The sequence below is a fragment of the uncultured Friedmanniella sp. genome (assembly GCF_964244005.1).
Lineage (GTDB): Bacteria > Actinomycetota > Actinomycetes > Propionibacteriales > Propionibacteriaceae > Microlunatus.
Genome location: NZ_CAXTHG010000002.1, coordinates 146227 through 166871, shown reverse-complemented (window position 1 = coordinate 166871; position 20645 = coordinate 146227). Strand labels below are relative to the sequence as shown.

Here is a 20645-nt window from a genome sequence, read left to right as displayed (position 1 = left end):
TCCACGGCCGGCTGTACGACCGGACTACGCCGTGGGGGTGACCTCCGCCGGCGTACCGGCCTCGTTGGCTCTCGCGGCGGCGGCCTCGGCGGCCGCGCTCCGCGCCTCACCGAGCTTGCGTTGCTTGTTGCCGTAAGAGATGGTCCAGAAGATCAGGCCGGCCAGCACCACCCAGGGCAGGACCTGGTTGACCGCGTACGCCGCGCCGTACGGCAGCAGGAAGGCGCCGGCGACCTTGAGCCCCGCCTCGACCACGTACGCGATGCCCCAGGTGTTGTTGATCAGGTACTGGGTGTGCCGGAAGGTCGGGTAGCGCTCCCACATGTCGTACCACTGCTGGACGCCCTCGCGGCTGCCGTCGGTGCCGAACTTGAGCCCGTAGGCGAACATCAGCGGCTTGCGGAAAAACGGCAACGACGTGGCCAGGGTGACCAGGCCGAAGCCACCGGTCAGGATCGCGTCCTTGAGCAGCAGGATCCGCAGGTCCTGGCTGCCGATGAGGGTGACCAGTGCCGAGATCAGCAGCGTGACCAAGACGATGATCGAGACCCCGCCGAGCTTGCGGGTCCGGACCCAGTTGACCACCATGCCGAGCACCGGGGCCACGCCCGCGACGAGGTACGCGATGCCCGTCGCGACGCCGCGGCCGGTCAGCACCTCGAAGATCACGATCGAGAGTCCGATGTCGATCACCAGCGTCAGCAGCAGGCTGACGGCGAGCGAGCTGACGGCGAAGCGCCGGGTGTCGGGTGCGGAAGGGGAAGCCATGACTAGTACGATTACAGATCTACACGTTTCGCGGAAGGACTGTCACTCATTCGTCCAGCACGTGAGCCGTCCGTCGTCCGGTCGTCCACCAGCGGGACGGTCGGCTATCTCTTCGGCCTCCTCGAGGCGGCGGCGGTCCCGGGCACGGTGCTGGTCCCCTTGCTGACCGACCTCGGCGTGTCGCGGCCAGCGGTTCGGACGATGCTGTCCCGGATGGTCGCCGCCGGAAACCTGACGAGCCAACGGGTCGGGCGGATCGCGGTCTACCGGCTCGCAGGTCCGTACGCCGAGCGGTTCCACCGGTTCCGCAACGGCGACATCAGCGCTCCGGTCTGGGAGGGCCGGTTCCAGCTGGTGCTCTACACGATCCCCGAAGCCCGACGGCAGCACCGCGACGACCTGCGCGACATGGCGTTCCGGTCCGGCTTCGGCGCCGCCCGCCCCGGGGTGCTGATCGGTCTGCGCGACCCGCGCCACTGGTGTGGACCCTGGCTGGCCGCCGAGGACTTCTCCGTCGAGCTCGGCGAGCTCGCCTGTAGCCTGCCGACCGCACGACGGCTGGCCGAACGGGCCTGGCACCTGTCGGCGACCCAGCTGACGCTGACGGCGTTCCTCGACGAGCTCGTCGACCTCGCGGCCCGGCTCGGCGACGGGTCGTCCAGCGGACGCACCGACCGTGACGCCTTCCGGCAGCAGGCCGAGCTCTGGGAGCGTTGGGCGGTGATCGTGGTCCGGCTGCCCGTACTGCCCGCCGTGCTGGCGCCGCAGCCTTGGCCGGTACTCGAGCTGACGCAGGCTTTGGTGGCCGTCACCCGACTGCTGGAGCCTGGCGCGAGCAGCCATGCGCAGACCGTCATCGGCCGCGCCGAGGGTGCCGACCTGCTGGAACCGCTGCCCGACCGTCGCTCCGGGAGCGTCGAAGCACATTAGGCGGCGAGCGCCGCCTCGATGTCGTCGGCGATCTTGTCCGGGGTGGTCGTCGGCGCGTAGCGCTTGAGCACGGTGCCGTCCCGGCCGACCAGGAACTTGGTGAAGTTCCACTTGATCGCGTCGCCGAGGATGCCACCCTTCTCCTCGCGCAGCCACTGGTACAGCGGGTGCGCCCCCTCGCCGTTGACCTCGATCTTGGCGAACATCGGGAAGGTGACGCCAAAGTTGAGCTCGCAGAACTCGCTGATCGCCGTCTCGTCGCCCGGCTCCTGGTGGCCGAACTGGTCGCACGGGAAGCCGAGCACCACCAAGCCCTGCTCGCGGTAGCCGGCGTACAGCTGCTCGAGCCCCTGGTACTGCGGGGTCAGCCCGCACTGGGACGCGGTGTTGACCACGAGCACCACCTGTCCGGCGTACGCGGAGAGGTCGCGCTCCTCGCCGGTGATGGCGCGGGCGGAAAAGTCGGAGAGTGTCGGCACGCCCGAAGTCTACGGAGGCCGTTGCCTCAGCCCCGCAGGATGCCCTCCCGCTCGTCGGCGAGCGTGGTGTCGTCGCCGTGGCCCGTCTTGACGATCGTGGTGGGCGGCAGGGCCAGCAGCGCGTCGGTGATGGAACGCAGCAGCAGGTTGCGGTCGCTGAAGCTGCGGCCGGTGGCGCCCGGCCCGCCCGCGAAGAGGGTGTCGCCGGTGAAGACCACGCCCAGCTCGGGGGCGTAGAAGCAGACGGCGCCCGGCGCGTGCCCGGGGGTGTGCAACACCTGCAGCGTGGTGCCGCCCACCTCGATCTCCTGGCCGTCGGCCAGGTCCCCGTCCGGAGGCAGGTCGGCGTGGGTGAGCCGCCAGAGCGGCAGGTCGGCCGGGTGCAGCAGGACCGGAGCGCCGACGGACTCGGCCAGGGCCGGCGCCACCCGGACGTGGTCGTCGTGCGCGTGGGTGCAGAGGACGGCGATGACCCGGCGGCCGGCGACCAGCGCGATGATCGGCTCGATGTCGTGCGGCGCGTCGATCACCACGCACTCCTCGTCGTCGCCGACGAGCCAGACGTTGTTGTCGACGTCGAAGGTCTCGCCGTCGAGGCTGAAGGTGCCCGAGACGACGGCGTGGTCGATCCGGGCGGTCACGCCGACGCCGCCGGGCTCGCCGAGACGGCGTCGGGGAACACGACGACCGAGCGGAGCACCTGGCCGCCGTGCATCTTCTCGAAGGCCGCCTCGATGTCGCCGATCCCGACCTCCTCGCTGACGAAGGCGTCCAGCGGCAGCCGGCCCTGCAGGTAGAGGTCGATCAGCATCGGGAAGTCGCGCTCGGGCAGACAGTCGCCGTACCAGCTCGACTTGAGCGAGCCACCGCGTCCGAAGACGTCCAGCAGCGGCAGCTCCAGCCGCATCTCCGGGGTCGGTACGCCGACCAGCACCACGGTGCCGGCCAGGTCGCGGCCGTAGAACGCCTGGGCGTACGTCTCTGGACGGCCCACCGCGTCGATCACCACGTCGGCGCCGAAGCCGCCGGTCAGGGCCTGGATCGCCTCGACCGCGTCGGTGGTGCGCGAGTTGACCGTATCGGTCGCGCCCAGCTGGGAGGCGGTGGCGAGCTTGCGGTCGTCGACGTCCACGGCGATGATCTTCGCCGCCCCGGCCAGCCGCGAACCGGCGACCGCCGCCGCGCCGACCCCGCCGCAGCCGATCACGGCCACGGAGTCGCCGCGGCCCACGTGCCCGGTGTTGATCGCCGCGCCGAGCCCGGCCATCACGCCGCAGCCCAGCAGACCGGCCGCCGCGGGCCGCGCCGCCGGGTCGACCTTGGTGCACTGGCCGGCCGCGACCAGCGTCTTGTCGGCGAACGCGCCGATGCCCAGGGCGGGGGACAGCTCGGTGCCGTCGGTGAGGGTCATCTTCTGGGTCGCGTTGGCGGTGTTGAAGCAGTACCAGGGGCGGCCGCGCTTGCAGGCCCGGCACTCCCCGCAGACGGCGCGCCAGTTGAGGATGACGTAGTCGCCCGGGGCCACGTCGGTGACGCCCTCGCCGACGGCCTCGACGATCCCGGCCGCCTCGTGGCCCAACAGGTACGGGTAGTCGTCGCCGATGCCGCCCTCGCGGTAGTGCAGGTCGGTATGGCACACGCCGCAGGCCTGGACGGCGACGACCGCCTCGCCCGGCCCCGGGTCGGGCACCACCACGCTCACCAGCTCGACCGGAGCACCCTTGCTCCGCGCGATGATCCCCTGCACCTCTTGCGGCATGCCTGCTCCTCGTTGCTGTGGTGGTTGAGCTCCCGGCTCCGCATCCTAGAAGAGGGGGCTGACAGTCGATGACGGATGGCCTCGACCGGTCTTGGAGTCGCATAGTAGAACTGTGTTCTTGAACGGTTCAGCACTCTGACCTCACCGAACGTGAGGAGCAGTCGGCGCACAGCTGCTCGCCGCCTGAGCCGTTTTTGTCAGCCCGTCGCCGTAGGGTCGACGGCGTCCGGTCGCGGCGAGGCGACCGGCCCACTCATCTAGCCCGAGGACAACTCGTGTCAGACCTCTTTCTGCGGCCACTGTGACGTCCGTAGCGATCGGACCGCCGGCTGCCCCGCGTACGGGTCGGGACGGCAGCCCGCGGCCCCGGCAGGCGAGCGCGAACCTGTGGCGGCTGCGCTACTACATGCTGCCGTTCCGGAGCCGGTTCATCGGGTCCGCCGTCTTTGCCGCCGTGGGAACCGGGGCGACGATCGTCGTCCCGCTGGTGACCAAGGCGGTGATCGACGGGCCGATCGCCAGGTCCGACCGGGTCGGCCTCTACGCCCTCGGTCTGCTCGCCCTCACCCTGGGCATCGTCGAGGGTGCGCTGACCTTCCTCCGCCGCTGGGTCGTCTCCCGCGCGACGAACGGCGTCGAGTTCGGCATCCGCACCGACCTGTACGCCAAGCTGCAGACCCTGCCGATGAGCTTCCACGACCGCTGGCAGTCGGGTCAGCTGCTGTCGCGGATCATGAGCGACCTGGCGACCATCCGCCGCTTCCTTGGCTTCGGCCTGCTGTTCATCCTCACCAGCGTCGCCCAGATCGGCGTGGTGACGGCGATCCTGCTGCACTTGTACGCGCCGCTGGGCCTGGTCGTGCTGGCCTCGACGGTGCCGATCATCGCGCTCTGCCTGCGCAACGAGCGCGCGTACACCCGGCTGTCGCGCCGGGTGCAGGACCAGGCCGGCGACGTCGCGTCCACGGTCGAGGAGGGGGCGTACGGGCTGCGCACGATCAAGGCGTTCGGCCGCGGCCGGCACCTGTCCCGCACCTTCGACGCCCGCAGCGCCGCGCTCTACGAGACCTCGGTCGAGCGGGTTCAGCTGAGCGCAAGGTTCTGGACGATGCTGGCGGTCATCCCCAACGTCACCCTGATCCTGGTGCTCGGTCTGGGTGCGGTCGCGGCCGGTCAGGGCCGGCTCACCCTCGGCACCCTGGTCGCTTTCATCACCCTGCTGCTGTCGCTGGTCTGGCCGGTCTCGGCGCTCGGCTTCCTGCTGGCGCAGGCGCAGGAGTCGATGACCGCCGCCGACCGGGTCGCGGAGATCTTCGACTCCGAGAACGAGATCGCCGACGGCGAGCTGACGCTGGACCACGTCGAAGGCCGGCTGACGTTCGACGGCGCGGGTTTCCGCTTCGCCGACGCCGACACCGACGTGCTGCACGACCTGCACCTGGAGATCGCGCCCGGGGAGACGGTGGCCCTGGTCGGGGCGACCGGCTCGGGCAAGAGCGTGCTGACCGCGCTGGTACCCCGCCTCTACGACGTGACCGCGGGCGCGATCCGGATCGACGGGGTCGACATCCGCGACCTGCAGCTGCGTCAGCTGCGGCAGGTGGTGGCGATCGCCTTCGAGGACCCGACCCTGTTCTCGATGTCGGCGCGGGAGAACCTGACGCTCGGCCGTCCGGACGCGAGCGACGCCGACGTGGCCGAGGCGATCGACGTGGCGCAGGCGCACTTCGTCTACGACCTGCCGTGGGGGATGGCGACCCGGATCGGTGAGCAGGGGATGAGCCTGTCCGGCGGCCAGCGGCAACGGCTGGCGCTTGCGCGCGCGGTGCTCGCCCGCCCGGCCGTGCTGGTCCTCGACGACACCCTGTCGGCGCTGGACATCCACACCGAGGCCCTGGTGGAGGAGGCCCTGCAGCGCGTGCTCGCCGGGGTGACGGGGATCGTGGTGGCGCACCGGGCGTCCACCGTGCTGCTCGCGGACCGGGTGGCGATGCTGAGTGGCGGCACGATCGCCCACGTCGGCACGCACGCCGAGCTGTTGGCGACGGTGCCCGAGTACCGGGCCCTGCTGTCCGCGGAGTACGAGCTGGAGGACGAGGTCACGAGTCGGACCGTCGAGCTCGAGGAGGCGCGATGAGCCGGACGACGGCGAAGGTCGAGCCGACGCCGGTGTCCGCCGACCCGGCGATCGCGCAGTGGCGTGGCGTCGCCGCCGAGGGCGACGACGGCATCAGCGACCGCGGCACGGTGTTCCTGCGCCAGCGCAGCCGGGCCCTGCTCGGGGACCTGCTGCGCCCGTACCAGCGCTGGATCTGGGTGCTGATCTCGGCGGTCGTGCTCGAGAACCTGGCCCGGCTGAGCATCCCGTGGCTGGTCCGCCGGGGCATCGACCTCGGCGTGCCGCCGCTGCTGGCCGGGGGCAGCGGCCGGCTGCTGTACGAGACGGTCGGGCTGATGCTCGCGGCGGTCGTGCTGCAGGGGGTGAGCCGCACCTTCTTCCTACGCAACTCCGGCACCGTCGGCCAGAAGGTGCTGCTCGAGCTGCGCCGACGACTGTTCCGGCACTTCCAGGAGCTCGACGTCCGCTTCCACGACCGCTACACCACCGGCCGGGTCGTGTCCCGGATGACCAGCGACATCGACGCGATCATGGAGCTGCTGGCCAACGGCTTCGACAGCCTGATCACCGCGGTGCTGACCATGGTCGGTGTCGGCGTGCTGCTGCTGGTGCTCGACCTCAAGCTGGGCGCGGTCTGCCTGCTGTGCTTCCCGATCCTGATGCTGCTCGTGCGCTGGTTCTCGCGGGCGTCCTCGCGGACCTACCGCCGGGTCCGCGAGACCTCGGCGCTGACCATCGTGCAGTTCATCGAGACGATGACCGGGATCAAGGCCGTGCAGGCGTACCGGCGCGAGCACCGCAACGCCGGGATCTTCGACGACGTCGCCGACCGCTACCAGAACGCCAACATCGACTCGTTCAAGCTCGTCGCCGTCTTCATGCCCGGCATCAAGCTGATCGGCAACCTGACCATCGGGGTCGTACTGCTCTACGGCGGGTACCGGGTCATCGAGGGTCAGATGACGGTTGGCGTGCTGGCCGCGTTCCTGCTCTACCTGCGGATGTTCTTCGAGCCGATGCAGGACATCAGCCAGTTCTACAACACGTTCCAGTCCGCCTCGTCGGCGCTGGAGAAGCTGTCCGGCGTGCTCGAGGAACAGCCGACGGTCGTGCAGCCGGCCCGCCCGACACCGCTGCCCACTGCGCGCGGCGAGGTGCACCTGGAGCACGTGCACTTCGCCTACACCGCCGAGCGGCCCGTGCTGCCCGACCTCGAGCTGCGCATCCCCGAGGGGCAGACCGTCGCGCTGGTCGGCACCACCGGCGCGGGCAAGACGACGATCGCCAAGCTGATGGCCCGCTTCTACGACCCGGGCAGCGCTGATGCGTCGCTCCAGAGTCCCGACGCGGGAAGGGTGACCCTGGACGGGATCGACCTGCGCGACCTGGCGGACGAGGACCTCCGGCGCGCCGTGGTGATGGTGACCCAGGAGAACTTCATGTTCGACGGGACCATCGCCGAGAACATCGCCTTCGGCAAGCCCAGCGCCAGCCGCGCCGAGATCGAGCACGCCGCCCAGGCCGTCGGGGTGCACGACTTCGTCGCGAGCCTGCCGCACGGCTACGACACCGACGTGGCCAAGCGGGGCTCCCGGCTGTCGGCCGGCCAGCGTCAGCTGATCACCTTCGCCCGGGCGTTCCTCGCCGACCCGGCCGTACTGATCCTGGACGAGGCCACCTCGAGCCTGGACGTGCCGAGCGAGCGGCAGGTCCAGCGTGCGCTGCAGACCATCCTGGCTTCGCGGACGGCGGTGATCATCGCCCACCGGCTGAGCACGGTCGAGATCGCCGACCGGGTGCTCGTGCTCGAGCATGGCCGGATCATCGAGGACGGCACCCCGGCCGAGCTGATGGCCGAGGGCTCCGGCCGCTACGCCGCTCTGCACCAGGCGTGGGAGTCCTCCCTGGCTTAGGTTCGTGCCGACCTGTCAGCCGCGGTGGTCGCCAGGGCGACCACCGCGGCTGACAAGTCGGTGTGCGGCGGCGGCGGTGGGGACGAGGGGAACGCCCGACGGCGGCGGTGGGCGTGCGATCACCACCACCGGCAGCCCGAGGTCGGCGGCGGCGTCCAGCTTGGCGGCGGTCAGCGGTCCGCCGGAGTCCTTGGTCAGCAGACCGTCCACGCGGTAGGCGACCATCAGGTCGCGTTCCGCGGCCCGAACGTAGGGCCCCCGGGCCAGCAGCACGGTCCAGCGTGCCGGCAGGGTCATCTCGGGTGGGTCGACCACCCGGGCCAGTACGTCCCGGTCGGTCCAAGCCAGGAAGTCCGGCAGCGACTGCCGGCCCGTGGTCAAGAAGGGCCGCCGGCTCCCGTCGGCCGCCTGTCGCGCGGCAGCGGCGTCGGCCACCCAGGTCCACCGGTCGGCGTCGGGGTGGGTACGCCAGCCCGGCCGCTGCAGCCGGACCAGCGGCACCCCGGTCGCCCGGGCCGCCGCCGCCGCGGAGGCCGAGATCCGAGCCGCGAACGGGTGCGTGGCGTCGACCACGAAGGTGATTCGGGCGGTCTGCAGGTACGCAGCCAAGCCTTCGGGCCCACCGAAGCCACCCACTCGCACCTCACCGACCGGCAGGGCCGGTCGCGACACCCGGCCGGCCAGCGAGCTGATCACGCGGACGCCGTCCCCATCCAGCCGCCCGGCCAGCTCCCGCGCCTCTCCGGTCCCGCCGAGGACGAGGACGGTCACCGGCGGTCCGCCCTGAGAATCGACCCCCAGATGGGCCAAAAGGCCCTCGACGGCCTCAGAAGGGCCTTCTCGGGGTCGATTTTCAGGGCCGTCACGACAGCAACGACGGCCGAGCCCGCACTCACCAGCAGGCTCAACCGGGCGGCCGGGGCAATGTCGGCGGGGGTGACCGGGCGCGAGCCGCCCAGGGTGCCGCGATCCTCGGCTACGCCGTCATAGACGTTGGTGCCGCCGAGCTGGACGCCGAGGACGCCCGCGCACGTCGCCTCGACCACGCCGGCGTTCGGGCTCGGGTGCCGGCCGGCGTCCCGACGCCAGGCGCGCCACCCCGCGGCCGCCGAACCGCCGACCAGCGGGGCGACCACGAGCGTCAACAGCCCGCAGAGCCGGGCGGGCAGCCAGTTCGCGACGTCGTCCAGCCGGGCGGCGGCCCAGCCGAACCGGAGATAGCGGGGCGACCGGTGACCGACCATCGCGTCCAGCGTGTTGACTGCCCGGTACGCCAGCAGTCCCGGGATCCCGGCGACCGCCCCCCAGAACAGCGGCGCGACGACCGCGTCGGAGGTGTTCTCCGCGACCGACTCGACGCACGCCCGGGCGATCTCGGCAGCGTTCAGCTGGGCGGGGTCGCGACCGACAAGATTGCGGATCTGACGTCGGGCGGTCGCCAGGTCGCCGCGGTCGAGCTGGCCGGCGATGGTTCCGGCTTCACGCTGCAGCGACCGGCCGCCGAGCACCGTCCAGGTGGCGGCCGCGACGGCCAGTCCGTGCAGCACCGGTCGTCCCCGGGTCAACCGATCGGTCGCCACGCCCAGGGCGAGGGTCGACCCGACCAGCAGCCCGACGTGCAGCACGCCGCGGCCGCGGGAGTTGGTGTAGGTCCGGCGCTCGAGCGCGGCGGCGACGGTACCGAAGCCGGCGACGGGGTGGCCGCGTCGCGGGTCGCCGAGCAGCTGGTCGGCGGCGAAGCCCAGCACCAGCCCGGCCGCCAGTGGTCGTTTCCCGAAGTTCGAACTTTCGGAACCGACCACTAGGGTTCTCACTCGTGCCTCCCGCGCAGAAGGTCCTGGTCACCGGCGGCGTCCGGTCGGGCAAGTCGCGCCACGCCGAGCGGCTGCTGGCGGGCCGGGCCGACGTCAGCTACGTCGCACCCGGGCCCGTCCCCGACCGCGTCGCCGACCCCGAGTGGGCCGCGCGGGTGGCTGCCCACCAGGCCGGTCGACCGGCCGGCTGGCGGACCGTCGAGACCGTCGACGTGGGTGCGGCGCTGGCGGCGGCGACGGAGCACGATCCTCAGGCTGCCGTGCTGGTCGACTGCCTCGGCACCTGGGTCACCGGCGTGGTCGACGCCCTCGGCACCTGGGACCAACCGTTGGCGGCGTGGCGGCCGCGCTTCGAGGAGCACCTCGACGCACTGCTCGCCGCCTGGCGGGCCCATCCCGGACTGCTGGTCGCGGTGACCAACGAGGTCGGCTGGGGGCTGGTGTCGGAACATCGCTCGGGCCGGATCTTCACCGACCTGCTCGGTGGGGTCAACCAGGCGGTGGCCAACGAGTGCGACGACGTCGTGCTGGTGGTCGCCGGCCGCGCGCTGCACCTCTGAAGCGGGCCCGCTCACCCGACCGCCGCCGCCCCGAGCAGCAGCACGGTGAAGGTGACCTCGACGCACGCCCCCATCACGTCCCCGGTGACCCCGCGAAGCCGTCGTACGCACCACGCCACCAGCAACGCCCCAGCCGCGACCGCCACGAGCGCGGTCAGCGCGCCGGCCGGCCACCTCCCGCCGAGCCACGGCCAGGCCAGACTGAGCAGCGCCGCGACCACCACCCAGGTGGCCATCGCCGCGACCACCGGGACCGAACCGGCCACCGCCGCCCCCAGCCCACCGGGCCGGGCGGCGGGGACACCTCGCCGGCAGACCACGGCCAGCACCGCGCGGGAGCAGCAGACCAGCAGCGCCACGACCGCGGCCGACCTGCCGTCGGACACCACCGCACCGATGGCGGCCGCCTGCAGCCCGAGGACCAGCACCAGGGCGACCACGCCCATCGGTCCGACGTCGCCGCGGCGCATCACGTCCAGCGACCGTTCGCGGTCCCAGCCGGCCCCGAGCCCGTCGACGGTGTCCGCGAGCCCGTCCAGGTGCAGCGCCCGCGTCCCCAGCGCCAGCCCCGCCACCGTGATGAGCCCGACGACCAGCCCGGGCCACGCCAGCGCGGTGCCCGCCCAGGCCAGAGCGCCCGCCAGCAGGGCCAGCGGCAGCACCGCGAGCGGCGCCAGCAGCATGGCCGTCCGGGCCACGGCCGCGTCGAGCCGGTCCACCCGCCCGGTGGGCAGCACGGTCAGCGTGCCCACGGCCAGCCGCAGGGCCGAGCCCGCGGTACTCGAGGTCACCGCTCAGGGCACCAGGTCCGACAGCAGCGCCATGCCGTCCAGCAGCAGGGCGGCGGACCGGACCAGGGGCAGCGCGGCGAGTGCGCCGGTCCCCTCGCCCAGCCGCAGGCCGAGGTCGAGCAACGGCTCGAGCCCGAGCTTGTCCAACGCCAGCCGCTGCGCCGGCTCGGTCGAGCGGTGGCCGGCCGCGCACCAGGCGACGACACCGGGCTCCAGGTCCTCGGCCACGCAGAGCTCGGCCACGGGCACGATGCCGTCGAGCAGCACCGGCACACCCGCGCGGGCGGCCGCGACCAGAAAGCCGACGCCCGCAGCGAGGTCGGCCGACCCGAGCGCCGCGAGCCGGGCGACAGGGTCGGCGGTCCGGTCCCGCGACCGGCGCAGAGCCCGGGCGACGACCTCGGTCTTGTGGGCCAGCCGGACGTCGTCCACCCCGGTGCCGCGACCGACGACCTGATCGGCGTCGGCACCCAGGCTGGCGGCGACCAGCGCCGCCGCGGGCGTGGTGTTCCCGATGCCCATGTCGCCCAGGATCAGCAGGTCGGCGCCGGCGGCGAGCTCGGCCTCGGCGATGGTCGCGCCGGCCTCGAGAGCCGTACGGGTCTCCGCGGCGGTCAGGGCGTCCTCGCGGTCGATCGTCCCCGAGGAGCGGCGCACCTTGTACGCGCCGACGGCCGGCCCGAGGTCGTCCAGGTCGGCGTCGACACCCAGGTCGAGCACCCGCAGCGCCACCCCGTGCTGACGGGCCAGCACGCTGGCGCCCGCGACCCCGGCCACGAACGCCCGGACCATCGCGGCGGTCACCTCACGTGGATAGGCCGAGACGCCACCGGTTTCATCCGTCACGCCATGGTCGCCGGCCAGGATGACGGCCCGGACGGCGGCGGGCGGCGACGGCGGGCAGACGCCCTGGCAGGCGGCGAGCCAGGCCGCCAGCTCTTCCAGCCGGCCCAGCGCGCCGGTCGGCTTCGCCAGGGCGGTCAACCGGGCCTCGGCCTGCTGCCGGACCGCGGCCGACGGCCCGGTGAGCACGCTCAGCTCCTGACGTCGGCGAGCGGGCGCGGCTGGACGCGGGCGGACCGGGCGGTCAGCCGGTGGGCCAGCTCGGCCAGCGTCACCCCGAGCACGCCCCACAGGGCCAGCTCGGTGAGGAAGCTGGCGCGTCGGAAGCTGTACAGCACCGTGGCGGGGAAGTCCGCCGGCACTTCGTTGTAGGAGGGCAGCAGCGCGGCCGCGACGGCCATGACCAGCCCGAAGCCGGCGAGCGCGGCCAGCCCGGCGTACCAGGCGCCCCACCGTCGGGCCAGGTGCCGACCGACCCCGACGGCCGTCACCCCGGCGATCACCGAGATGGCGACCATCGTGAAGTAGAGGGCCGTGCGCAAGCCGATGGTCTCGCTCTGGCCGACGGCCGGCGGGTTCGGCGGATAGACCAGGCTCGGCAGCACGTAGACGCAGGTGAAGCCGACCCCGGTGACGAGCAGCGTGGTGGCCCGGACGCGAAGCCGCCCGAAGCGGCCCAGGGCCAGCGCACTCACCGCACCCACCAGGCCGCCGAGCGTGACGCCGGCGACGGCGGTGGCGGTCAGCAGCCCGAGCGTCGACTGCAGCGAGCGCGGTACGACGGTCCCGCCCTCCTCGTGTGCACCCGCCTCGGGTGCGCCTGCGGCAGCGGGCTCGTCGCTGTGCGTGTGCCCGCTGGACTCCTGGGGGCCGGACTCCTCGATGCCGATGGAGGTCCGGACGGACGGCTCACCGACGGTGAAGGCCACGCCGAAGCAGACGATGCCGGCGATCAGACCGGCGAGCAGGCCGCGCAGCAGGAACGAACGTGCGGTGACCACGAGGCGCTCAGTGACAGGGGAAGCCGAGCAGGTGCCGGCCGTCGTGCAGCCACTCGTGCACGGCGTTGCCGGCGATCAGTGAGGTCGCCCCCTGCTCGGCGGACACGAAGTACCAGGCCACGAGCAGCAGCAGCCCGGCGAAGAGCAGCCAGGGCAGCACCTGCCGGATCGGCAGCGGAGCGAGCGCGGTGCCGGCGCCAGCCGGGACGGGCGTGGCTGAAGCAGCGGTGAGAACAGTGGCGTCGGTCATGGTTCCTCCTGGGGTTACGGCGACCCGCTCGTGACGGCCCTGAGGCAGGGTCTGGCTCGAGCAGCTCCGGCCCCGACGGAAGAATCCGCCTGATCCGTGAGTGCCCCTACAGTGGCGCGACCGCGTCGGGTTCCGACCGACTTCCTGGTCCCTCAGGTGTTCGAACTGTAGCCCCCGGGCTGCGGGCCAGCAAGGCGAGTCCCGACCGTGCCCGAGCCGATCCGGGCAAGTGCCCGGTCCTTTGGGCCCGGGCCATAGTCCCGACGACCATGCCCGAATGACCTGATGGTCTCGATCCTTTGGCCTCTGAGCATCGGTTCGCGTTCTTGGCAGATTTGTTCGTGCGAGGTCCTCGGGGGACATCGACACCGCACCGCACTTGTCCCGAGGAGCCTGCCATGCGCGTCTCAGCCGCCGCCATCGCCCTGTCCGCTATCGCCGTCAGCAGCTCGCTGCTCGTCAGCCCGGCTGTCGCTGCCCCCTCCGCGTCGGGCAGCACCTCCATCGCCAAGGCCTCCGCCTCCTCGGCTCGCCCCAAGAAGTTCCTCAACGTGACGGCCGAGGCCGAGCCGGGCAAGGTGACCTTCCGCTGGCAGCACGACGGCGCCAGCACCACCGGCTACGTGCTCGAGACCGCGCTCAGCCCCTTCAGCAAGACCAGCTCGAGCCTGCCGAAGAAGGGCCGCAACGACCGCGTCTGGGCGATCCCCGCCTCCGCTCGCTCGTTCACCCTGTCCGGTGACCAGCTGGTGACCGCAGGCGCTCCGGCCGGCTCGGCCAACCACCTCTACTACCGGCTCTTCGCCCGCAACGCCAACGGCAAGGGCGTCGCCGCCGAGCGGGCCTACCCCTACCTCGGCGCCGTGATGCCGAAGGTCGCCGCGGCCAACGGCCAGGACGTCCGGATCGCCAGCTTCAACGTCCGGACGGCGCGGGCGACCGACGACGCCCGGTCGTGGCTGGTGCGCCGCGCCGACATCGCCGACGAGATCATCACGTACGCGCCGGAGGTGACGGCCCTGCAGGAGATCGGCCCGGGCCGCGCGGACGGCAAGGTCGGCAGCACGACCGGCCACGTGCGGCAGACCGTCAGCCTGCTCGACACCCTCAAGGCCAAGGGCGCCAGCCAGTACAAGATGGTCCGCACCACCCCGTACGTCGAGCCGGGCAAGCCCACCAACACCCAGGGCATGCGGCTGCTCTACGACTCGACCCGGGTGAGCCTGCTGAGCGACTGCAGCGAGAAGACCGGCAAGCGCAACTACTCCGCCGACTGCAGCTTCACCCTGCCGCTGCTGCCCGGCGACAGCGAGAGCCTGCGCCGTCGGGCCGCCTACGCGGAGTTCCGCGACCTGGCCAGCGGCAAGCGCTTCTTCGTGGTCTCGACCCACCTCGACGTCCGGCACGACAAGAACAAGAAGCAGGAGAAGATCTACAACGAGCTGCGCCGCGACCAGATGAACACGATCATCACCACGATGAAGAAGATCAACACCGCTGACCGTCCGATCGTGGTCGCCGGCGACATGAACTCCTGGCAGACCATCACCGTCGGTAACGGCCCGCACGACGCACTGTTCGCCGACGGGTTCGAGGACACCGCCGCCGCTCCCAAGGCCGTCAACCTGCAGTACTCGACCTTCAACGCCTTCGCCAAGACCCTGCACCTCTACCCGCAGGGTTACGGCAACCGGCTCGACCTGATCATGACCAAGGGCTTCGCCGGGGTGACCCGCTTCGAGAACGTGACCAAGCGGACCGACACCTCCCGGCCCTCCGACCACAACATGATCGTCGCCGACACCGTCTTGTGAGCCGAGGCCGCTCGCGGCCTCCTCGAACCCCTGCCGATGCAGAGGAGTAGGGGGAACATGGAGCCCGGTACCGCGAAAGCGGTACCGGGCTCCATGCCGTCCGTTCGAGCTGTCGCCGGCCCGCCCTGCGTAGGCTGGGCCACACAACTCTCCGCTGGCGAGAAAGGTCTCGGACTGGTCACGAATATGTCGAATTAGTCACGACAACTAGGGCCTTTGCAGAGTCCGCACTAAGCCCGTCCTGAGTATTGAGGACTAAAGTCCCGAAGACCTGGGACTTTAAGTCCTGCTACCACCGGAACTAACCGAGTTGAATTACCTCATGACGCAGAACACGGTGTTGGAGAGCCAGGGTGACTTCCCCGTCGAGCCCGCCAGCGGCGCCGTCCCCCCGAGCACGTCGGTCCCTCTCACCCTCGACCCGGTCCAGTCGCTGACCGAGGCCTGGTACCGCCAGCCGGAGTCGGCGTTCGCCGTCCCCGTCCGGCGTCCGTTCGACGCCCAGTACTGGGCATGCTGGCTGGTGGCGGTGCTTTTCCCCGTCCTCGTCGCCTACCTGCTGCTGACTCGCTGAGCCCAGCGCTCGGGTGAGTCACCACGACTGGGGCGGGCGGTGTCCACTCTCGCGGCGGTCACCGACGGCGGCCCCGACGGAATAGGGACCGAGACCGGCCTTTCCCGCTCGCGTCCCCGGACCGCAACGCCGTTGTCGGCTGGGCTGCCGAGCTGGTTCCCGTACGGCTGGCTTTACGCGTCGACGGGGCTTAGCGTTGGCGCGGTGATCCCCCCCCATCACGGTTCTCGGCCCGATTCCGACGGGCCGGTCGAACCACCGGCGCCGACGATGCCGGTGGAAGAGCTGATGGGCCAGCTCGTCCAACGCGCCAGTGAGATCGTCACCTCCCAGCAGCGGCTCCAGGCTCTGCTCGCGGCTAACCGCTCCATCGTCAGCGAGCTCTCGCTGTCCAAGGTGCTGCAACGCATTGTCGAAGCCGCCCGCGAGACGGTGAGCGCCCGCTATGCGGCCCTCGGGGTGATCGGCAGCGACGGCGCCCTGGAGCGGCTGGTGCCCGACGGGCTGGACGACGCGACGGTCGCCGCGATCAGCGACGTCCCCAGCGGCCAGGCCCTGCTGGGACCGCTGGCGGGCTCGCCGGAGCCCGACCAGGTGACCGGCAGCCCCGCCGACCCGCGCCGCACCGGTGACCTCGACGACCAGCCGCCGATGCCGGCGTTCCTCAGCGTCCCGGTCCGCTCGGGCGGCGCGGAGTTCGCCCGTCTCTTCCTCGCCGAGCCCGCCCACGGCGGTGCGTTCACCGAGCAGGACGAGGAGCTGGTGGCCGCGCTGGCCGCCACGGCCGGGATCGCCATCGAGAACGCCCGCCGCTACGAGGAGTCGAGGCGGCGCCAGCAGTGGCTGCTGGCCTCCAGCGAGATCAGCCAGCGGTTGCTGGCCCTGACCGAGCGCGAGGAGGAGTACGAGATCTGGCGCCTGATCTCGGCCACCGTGCGTCAGCTCGCCGAGGCCGACGTGGTGTCGCTGATCATGCCGGTCGACGGTGACCCGCCGCTGCTGCAGATCAAGGTGGCCTCCGGCGCTGGCCAGGAGCTGCTGGAGGGCATGACGTATCCCCGCGGGGACAGCGTCGCCTGGCAGGTGATGCAGCAGGACGAGGCGGTGGTGGTCTCGACCCACGGCTCTCCTCACCTGCGCGACCTGCGGACCGCGGACGGCTTCTCGGGGCCGTCGATGGTGCTGCCGCTGCGCGGGGAGGTGGGTTCGCGCGGGGTGCTCGCCATCGGCCGCCAGCCCGGCCAGCCGACCTTCACCACCGCCGACGTCGACATGGCCGAGGACTTCGCGGGCCAGGCCGCGATCGCTATCGAGCTGGCCGAGGCCCGCTCGGCCCAGCAACGGCTCGGCGCGCTCGAGGACCGCGAGCGGATCGCCCGCGACCTGCACGACCACGTGATCCAGCGCCTCTTCGCGACCGGTCTGACCCTGCAGAGCACGGCTGGGGTGACCCACAGCTCCGAGGTGCAGGAGCGGCTGGGCCAGACCGTCGAGGACCTCGACGAGACCATCCGGCAGATCCGGACCTCGATCTTCGCGCTCAAGTACTCCAAGCCGGCCGTGAGCTCGATCCGCGCGACCGTCTTGACGGTGGCCGACGACATGGCGCCGACCCTTGGTTTCCGACCTGCCACCCATCTCGTCGGACCCCTCGATACGATCGCGGACGAGACCCTGGTCGCCGACGTCGCGGCGGTCCTGCACGAGGCGCTGACGAACGTGGTCCGGCACGCTCGGGCGCGCAGCACCTCGGTGACCGTCGAGGCGGGAGCAGAGCGCCTGACCGTCGTCGTCGACGACGACGGCCAGGGACTGGCCCCAGGGTCGCGACTCAGCGGGCTGGTCGACGTCCGCGCTAGGGCGGAGGCTCGCGGAGGTTCCTTGGTGATGGACCAAGCACAGGGGGGAGGGACTCGGCTGACGTGGTCGATTCCGCTGACGTAACTGCACCGGACGCGAACAGCCGCACGATGAGTGTGTTCATCGTGGACGAGGAGGAGCTGGTCCGACGAGGGCTGGCCGACCTGCTGACCAGCTATGAGGACATCACGGTCGTAGGGACGGCCAGCTCAGCTCCGGAAGCGCTGCCGCTGATCGCCGGCGCGAAGCCACAGCTGGTGTTGCTGGACGCCCGGCTGCCCGAGGGAGCCGGCATCACGGCCTGCCGTGCGCTGCGGGCCGCGCACCCGGAGCTGCGCTGCCTCGTCCTCACCTCCTTCGACGACGACGAGGCGCTGCTGGCCGCCGTGCTGGCCGGCGCGGCCGGCTACCTGGTCAAGCAGATCGGCGGCTCGGGCATCCTGGACGGGGTGCGGCGGGTTGGTCAGGGCCAGATGCTCCTGGACCCCGCCGCGACCGAGGCGCTGCTCGAACGGCTGCGGCAAGCCTCTCAGGGCGATCCGGGCGCCCCGCCGCTGCTGCCCGAAGAACGCCAGGTGCTGGACCTGGTCAGCCAGGGTTGGACCGACGCGCAGATCGTCGACGAGCTGTCCGTACCGGCCGACGTCGTCGAACAGCTCATCACGAGCATCTTCGCCAAGCTCGGACCCCGGGGTCGAGCGCCCAGCCTGCTGCTCGGCGCGGGCCGGCGGGACCTGCCCAAGACCTCACCCCCAGGCGGCGCGTCCGGCTGAGTGCCGTCGGCTCGGTAGGGTCGCGGGCATGACCGGACCGACGCTCGACGTGCGGCTTGCGGCGCGCCGGCACCCGGTCCGGACGCTGGTCCGCCATCCGTCCGCCGTGCTGCTGGTCGTCCAGCTCTGCGGCGTGCTGCTCTACCCCTTTGCCGAGCGCCCCGGCTGGGGCCGGGGGGCGGTCGAAGTGTTCGGTGCCCTGGTGCTGGGGCTGGCCATCTGGTCGGTCCGCAAGTCCCCGACGCCGACCTGGGTCGCGCTGATCCTCGGCGTCGGCGCGTCCGCACTGTCGGTGGCCGACGCCCTGGGGCACAGCCCCGGACTCGAGCTGGCGTCCGCGCTGGTGCACGCCCTGTTCTACTTCTGGGCGGCGGGCAACCTGATGACCTACATGCTCGCCGACTCCGACGTGACCCGCGACGAGCTGTACGCCGTGGGGGCCACGTTCACCCTGGTGGCGTGGGCGTTCGCGTACGTCTTCACGGCGCTGCAGATCATCACCCCGGGCTCGTTCATCGCCGCGGTCCACCCTGAGCAACAGCGGACCTGGATGGAGATGCTGTTCTTGAGCTTCACCAACCTGTCGAGCACCGGGCTCTCCGACGTCGTCCCGGTGACCCCGCACGCCCGGTCGGTCGTGATGATCCAGCAGCTCGCCGGGCTGGCCTACGTCGCGCTCTTCGTCTCCCGAGTCGTCGGGCTGACCCTGGCGCGGCGCCGGTGACCGGCCCGCGCCGGCTGCGCGTCCAGGCCCACGCACCGACCGCCCGTGCCTCGGCCCTGGTCTTCGGTGACACCGGGTCCCTCGTGCGGCCGCCGACCCAGGACCCGCCGGTCGGGTCGAGGGAGCAGCGGCTCGCGCTCTGCGGACCGGAACCGGCGTGCGCCCAGTCCGCGACCGGCGCCGGCTGGGCGGTCCAGGTCTCCGACCAGCTGCGCGGACCCGACTGCGGCCACTGGACAGGGCGGACGCTCGCCGAGATCGCGGCCGCCGACCCGGCGGGCCTGGCCGGCTGGCTGGCCGACCCGGACGCGCGTCCGCACGGCGGTGAGACGCTCACCAAGCTCATCGGTCGGCTGACGACGCTGCTCCGGCTGCCCGACCAGACCCCGGTCCAGGCCGACGCCGACGGCGACGAAGCCCCGCAGCTGTGGCTGGCCACCCCGCTCGTCGTCCGGGCCCTGGTGGTCGCGGCGCTCGGCGCACCACCGGTCGTCCTCTTCGCCGTCGACGTGTCCTTCGGCGGTGAGGTGCTGCTCTCGGGCTCCGGTCGCCGCTGGCGGCTGCAGGGCCTGACCCGCAACAGCTGACGACCACCCTCCTCGTAGCGGCGACTAGGGCCGGAAGCCTGCGACCGCGCCGACCACCGTGATCGCCGGGGGCCGGAGCCCCGCCTCGGCGGTCCGGGTGGCGATGTCGGCGACGGTCCCGCGGACGTCGCGCTGGCTCGGCAGGCCGGCGTTGGCGACGGTGGCCGCGGGGGTGTCGGCCGCCATGCCGGCGGCGATCAGGGCGGCGGTGATGGCCGGCAGGGTCGCCACCCCCATCAGCACGACCAGGGTGGTGTTGGCCCGGGCGAGGGCGGCCCAGTCCAACGTCGAGCCCGGGTCGCCGGGGGGCAGGTGCCCGGAGACGACCGTGAAGCCCTGGGTCAGCTGTCGGTGGGTGAGCGGGATGCCGGCCAACGCGGGACCGGCGATCGCCGACGAGACGCCCGGGATCACCCGGACGGCAACCCCGGCCGCTGCGCAGGCCTGCCACTCCTCACCGCCTCGGCCGAAGACGAAGCTGTCGCCGCCCTTGAGCCGGACGACGCGCCGGCCGGCCCGGCCGTGCTCGACCAGCAGCTCGTTGATCCGTTCCTGGGAGGTGAACGCGCCACGCGGGATCTTCGCCACGTCGATCACCTCAGCCCCGGGCCGTACCTGCTGCAGCACGGCGAGGGGAGCAAGCCGGTCGCAGACCAGCACGTCGGCCGTCCGGACCGCCTCGAGGCCGGCGACGGTCAGCAGGCCGGGGTCACCGGGCCCGCCGCCGACCAGGACCACCTCGCCGCCGTCACGCGTCCGCGAGGTCTGGTCCTCGACCGGCCGGACCGCCGGGACGCCCGCGGCGGCGGCCGCCTGAGCAGCAGCCCGGTCCGCGGCCGGGTCGCCCGTGGCGGGCACGAGCAGCGCCGTCCCGGTCAGGTCGGCCGCGGTCAGGGTCGGTCGTAGCTCCAGCAGGCGTCGGTCGACCAGGTCGGCCACCGTCGTCCCCGGCTCGGCCGCGACGACGGTGACCAGCGCCTCGGCCTGCAGCAGGGCGGTCACCGGGGCCAGCGCGGCCGGTCCACCGCCCACGACGACGACGCGGCGGCCGGCCAGGTCGAGGTCGGCGACGTAGCCGGTCCCCAC

Annotated in this window: 21 protein-coding genes and 1 pseudogene; 10 read left to right on the top strand and 12 right to left on the bottom strand. The window is 72.2% G+C overall.

The features are described from left to right. Positions 1 to 24: 24 nt before the first annotated feature. The gene (locus ACFE76_RS02145; RefSeq protein WP_375430080.1) at positions 25 to 768 is read right to left on the bottom strand and encodes a VC0807 family protein; all 744 of its coding nucleotides are present in this window, start codon (positions 766 to 768) and stop codon (positions 25 to 27) included. 39 nt (positions 769 to 807) lie between these two features. Here ACFE76_RS02145 and ACFE76_RS02140 point away from each other — a divergent pair, with 39 nt between their 5' ends. Next, on the top strand, positions 808 to 1698 hold the full coding sequence (locus ACFE76_RS02140) for a PaaX family transcriptional regulator C-terminal domain-containing protein (protein ID WP_375430141.1): 891 nt from the start codon (positions 808 to 810) through the stop codon (positions 1696 to 1698). Here the strand turns inward: ACFE76_RS02140 and ACFE76_RS02135 are convergent. From ACFE76_RS02135 to ACFE76_RS02125, 3 genes are read right to left on the bottom strand one after another with little or no spacing between them, the layout of a single operon-like run. Continuing rightward, complete coding sequence (locus ACFE76_RS02135; protein WP_375430079.1) at positions 1695 to 2177, bottom strand: glutathione peroxidase; 483 nt, start codon at positions 2175 to 2177, stop codon at positions 1695 to 1697. The two genes, ACFE76_RS02140 and ACFE76_RS02135, sit on opposite strands and share 4 nt — an antisense overlap. 26 nt (positions 2178 to 2203) lie before the next feature. Then, positions 2204 to 2818: an MBL fold metallo-hydrolase gene (locus ACFE76_RS02130; RefSeq protein WP_375430078.1), complete on the bottom strand. Its 615-nt coding sequence runs from the start codon at positions 2816 to 2818 to the stop codon at positions 2204 to 2206. Next, positions 2815 to 3936, bottom strand: coding sequence for an S-(hydroxymethyl)mycothiol dehydrogenase (locus tag ACFE76_RS02125; RefSeq protein ID WP_375430077.1), 1122 nt, complete (start codon positions 3934 to 3936; stop codon positions 2815 to 2817). Before ACFE76_RS02125 ends, ACFE76_RS02130 begins: the two co-directional genes overlap by 4 nt. A gap of 301 nt (positions 3937 to 4237) precedes the next feature. Between ACFE76_RS02125 and ACFE76_RS02120 the strand changes: the two genes are divergently transcribed. Continuing rightward, positions 4238 to 6073 carry an ABC transporter ATP-binding protein gene (locus ACFE76_RS02120; RefSeq protein ID WP_375430076.1) on the top strand — a complete coding sequence of 612 codons (1836 nt, stop codon included), beginning with the start codon at positions 4238 to 4240 and terminating at the stop codon, positions 6071 to 6073. Continuing rightward, on the top strand, positions 6070 to 7968 hold the full coding sequence (locus tag ACFE76_RS02115) for an ABC transporter ATP-binding protein (protein WP_375430075.1): 1899 nt from the start codon (positions 6070 to 6072) through the stop codon (positions 7966 to 7968). The genes ACFE76_RS02120 and ACFE76_RS02115 overlap by 4 nt, the downstream gene beginning before the upstream one ends. A gap of 15 nt (positions 7969 to 7983) precedes the next feature. Here ACFE76_RS02115 and ACFE76_RS02110 read toward each other — a convergent pair whose 3' ends face one another. Both ACFE76_RS02110 and ACFE76_RS02105 read right to left on the bottom strand, forming a co-directional pair. Next, on the bottom strand, positions 7984 to 8739 hold the full coding sequence (locus tag ACFE76_RS02110; protein ID WP_375430074.1) for a cobalt-precorrin-6A reductase: 756 nt from the start codon (positions 8737 to 8739) through the stop codon (positions 7984 to 7986). Further along, a complete protein-coding gene (locus tag ACFE76_RS02105; RefSeq protein ID WP_375430073.1) occupies positions 8736 to 9782 on the bottom strand; it encodes a cobalamin biosynthesis protein in 1047 nt (348 codons plus the stop codon). Before ACFE76_RS02105 ends, ACFE76_RS02110 begins: the two co-directional genes overlap by 4 nt. Positions 9783 to 9784: 2 nt before the next feature. Between ACFE76_RS02105 and ACFE76_RS02100 the strand changes: the two genes are divergently transcribed. Next, a complete protein-coding gene (locus ACFE76_RS02100; RefSeq protein WP_375430072.1) occupies positions 9785 to 10342 on the top strand; it encodes a bifunctional adenosylcobinamide kinase/adenosylcobinamide-phosphate guanylyltransferase in 558 nt (185 codons plus the stop codon). An 11-nt stretch (positions 10343 to 10353) separates the two neighbouring features. Here ACFE76_RS02100 and ACFE76_RS02095 read toward each other — a convergent pair whose 3' ends face one another. From ACFE76_RS02095 to ACFE76_RS02080, 4 genes are read right to left on the bottom strand one after another with little or no spacing between them, the layout of a single operon-like run. Next, positions 10354 to 11133 carry an adenosylcobinamide-GDP ribazoletransferase gene (locus ACFE76_RS02095; protein WP_375430071.1) on the bottom strand — a complete coding sequence of 260 codons (780 nt, stop codon included), beginning with the start codon at positions 11131 to 11133 and terminating at the stop codon, positions 10354 to 10356. A gap of 3 nt (positions 11134 to 11136) precedes the next feature. Continuing rightward, on the bottom strand, positions 11137 to 12165 hold the full coding sequence (gene cobT / locus ACFE76_RS02090) for a nicotinate-nucleotide--dimethylbenzimidazole phosphoribosyltransferase (RefSeq protein WP_375430070.1): 1029 nt from the start codon (positions 12163 to 12165) through the stop codon (positions 11137 to 11139). A 2-nt stretch (positions 12166 to 12167) separates the two neighbouring features. Then, positions 12168 to 12977, bottom strand: a complete 810-nt coding sequence (locus ACFE76_RS02085) for a CbtA family protein (protein ID WP_375430069.1) — start codon at positions 12975 to 12977, stop codon at positions 12168 to 12170. A 7-nt stretch (positions 12978 to 12984) separates the two neighbouring features. Beyond that, positions 12985 to 13227, bottom strand: a complete 243-nt coding sequence (locus ACFE76_RS02080) for a CbtB-domain containing protein (protein WP_375430068.1) — start codon at positions 13225 to 13227, stop codon at positions 12985 to 12987. A gap of 398 nt (positions 13228 to 13625) precedes the next feature. Here ACFE76_RS02080 and ACFE76_RS02075 point away from each other — a divergent pair, with 398 nt between their 5' ends. The 6 genes from ACFE76_RS02075 (at position 13626) to ACFE76_RS02050 (ending at position 19559) form a co-directional block, all read left to right on the top strand. Beyond that, positions 13626 to 15041: a hypothetical protein gene (locus ACFE76_RS02075; RefSeq protein ID WP_375430067.1), complete on the top strand. Its 1416-nt coding sequence runs from the start codon at positions 13626 to 13628 to the stop codon at positions 15039 to 15041. Positions 15042 to 15363: 322 nt separating this feature from the next. Further along, positions 15364 to 15615, top strand: a complete 252-nt coding sequence (locus ACFE76_RS02070) for a hypothetical protein (RefSeq protein WP_375430066.1) — start codon at positions 15364 to 15366, stop codon at positions 15613 to 15615. 204 nt (positions 15616 to 15819) lie between these two features. Continuing rightward, a complete protein-coding gene (locus ACFE76_RS02065) occupies positions 15820 to 17559 on the top strand; it encodes a GAF domain-containing protein (protein ID WP_375430065.1) in 1740 nt (579 codons plus the stop codon). A gap of 26 nt (positions 17560 to 17585) precedes the next feature. Continuing rightward, a complete protein-coding gene (locus tag ACFE76_RS02060) occupies positions 17586 to 18248 on the top strand; it encodes a response regulator (RefSeq protein WP_375430064.1) in 663 nt (220 codons plus the stop codon). 28 nt (positions 18249 to 18276) lie between these two features. Continuing rightward, on the top strand, positions 18277 to 18972 hold the full coding sequence (locus tag ACFE76_RS02055; protein ID WP_375430063.1) for an ion channel: 696 nt from the start codon (positions 18277 to 18279) through the stop codon (positions 18970 to 18972). Further along, the gene (locus ACFE76_RS02050; protein ID WP_375430062.1) at positions 18969 to 19559 is read left to right on the top strand and encodes a histidine phosphatase family protein; all 591 of its coding nucleotides are present in this window, start codon (positions 18969 to 18971) and stop codon (positions 19557 to 19559) included. Before ACFE76_RS02055 ends, ACFE76_RS02050 begins: the two co-directional genes overlap by 4 nt. Before the next feature lie 24 nt (positions 19560 to 19583). Here ACFE76_RS02050 and cobA read toward each other — a convergent pair whose 3' ends face one another. Then, on the bottom strand, positions 19584 to 20297 hold the full coding sequence (gene cobA, locus ACFE76_RS02045; RefSeq protein ID WP_375430140.1) for a uroporphyrinogen-III C-methyltransferase: 714 nt from the start codon (positions 20295 to 20297) through the stop codon (positions 19584 to 19586). Between the two features lie 60 nt (positions 20298 to 20357). Beyond that, positions 20358 to 20645: pseudogene (locus tag ACFE76_RS02040) on the bottom strand (NAD(P)-dependent oxidoreductase); the annotation flags it as partial.